Genomic DNA, 1396 nt, shown 5'->3' on the forward strand with positions numbered 1-1396 from the left:
CCCGTCCCCTGCACCAGCACGAACTTGACGTGCTTGGCCCCGCCCGGCTCGGCGGCATGCCCCTTGAAGCTCCACCGGCTGTGCAGGAAATAGCCCGCGGTCACCGCCACCGCAAAGGCGAAGGGTACCGCCGCGACCGCCTGCTCGGGCGGAAACACGAACCTGGTCAGCGGCAGATAGACGAGCGAATAGATCACGCTCGACAGCCCGCCCGCAATCCCGAAGCGGAAGAGCTGGCCGAGCACGCCGCTCGCCCGCATCTGGTCCATCTGTCGCCTGATCGCCTGCATGCCCGCCTTGTTCTTTACACGCGCGTCGATACAGCGGCGCTCAACGTCACGCCCCGCGCATTAGTCCGCGCGCGGTCAGGAGGAAAGCGTTTTGGATCAGCCCCACCAGTCCCCATGGCAGCGGGGGCGCGACCTGCTCGATCGCCACTGGGTCGCGTTGACGCTGCTGGCATGGCTCGGCGTCGCCGCCTGGTCGCTGGCCGACCGCTGGGGTCAGGTCCGCTGGCTGTCCCTCGGCGATACCGACGACAATATGCGCCTGATGCAGGTCCGCGCATGGCTCGACGGCCAGGGCTGGTATGATCTGCGCCAGTACCGGATGAACCCGCCCGCGGGCTTCGACATCCACTGGAGCCGGATCGTCGACCTGCCGATCGCCGGCCTCATCCTCTTCTTCCGCCTGTTCACCAGCAACAGCTGGGCCGAACGGCTCGCCTGCGGGATCGCGCCGTTGCTGCCGCTGTCGATCGCGATGCTCGGCATCGGCGCGACGGTGCGGCGGCTGATCCACCCGCTCGCCTGGCCGCTCGCGATCCTGTTCCTCGTCGGCGCGACCGCGACGATGCTGATGTACATGCCCGAACGCATCGACCATCACGGCTGGCAGCTCGCGATGCTCAGCCTCACGCTCGCCGGGCTCTGCGACCCGCGCGCGCGACGTGGCGGCGCGCTCGTCGGGATCGCGAGCGCGGTGTCGCTCTCGATCGGGCTCGAACTCCTCCCCTATGCCGCGATGGCGGGCGCGATCATCGCACTGCGCTGGGTCTGGGACCGCGCCGAGGCGCCGCGGCTCGCGGTCTATGCGCTGACCCTGGGCGGCGGCAGCACGCTCGGTTTCGCACTCTTCGCCTCGAACGCGAACCAGGCGATGCGCTGCGACGCGCTGACGCCCGTCTGGCTCAGCGTGATGATCGCCGCCGGGATGCTCCTCTTCCTGCTCGCGCGCTTCGGCCCTGCATCGCGCGGGGTGCGGCTCGCGCTCGCGGTCGCGGCGGGCGCAGCGATCGTGATCGGCTTCGCGCTGATGTTCCCGCAATGCCTCGCCCGGCCCGAGGGCGTCTCGCCCGAGCTTCAGCGCAACTGGCTGAACAATGTCCGCGAGGCGA

Annotated in this window: 1 protein-coding gene and 1 pseudogene; one reads left to right on the forward strand and one right to left on the reverse strand. The window is 69.6% G+C overall.

Going from position 1 to position 1396, the window contains the following annotated elements; translation table 11 throughout:
• The coding region (locus sphsw_RS10550) for a GtrA family protein (protein ID WP_327195642.1) at positions 1-269 on the reverse strand (269 nt) is incomplete at its 3' end.
• 112 nt (positions 270-381) lie between these two features.
• On the opposite strand from sphsw_RS10550, the pseudogene sphsw_RS10555 reads away from it, so the two are divergent.
• Positions 382-1396 (forward strand): annotated as a pseudogene (locus sphsw_RS10555) (AcrB/AcrD/AcrF family protein); the annotation flags it as partial.

This window comes from Sphingomonas sp. FUKUSWIS1, assembly GCF_000733135.1.
Lineage (GTDB): Bacteria > Pseudomonadota > Alphaproteobacteria > Sphingomonadales > Sphingomonadaceae > Sphingomonas > Sphingomonas aerolata.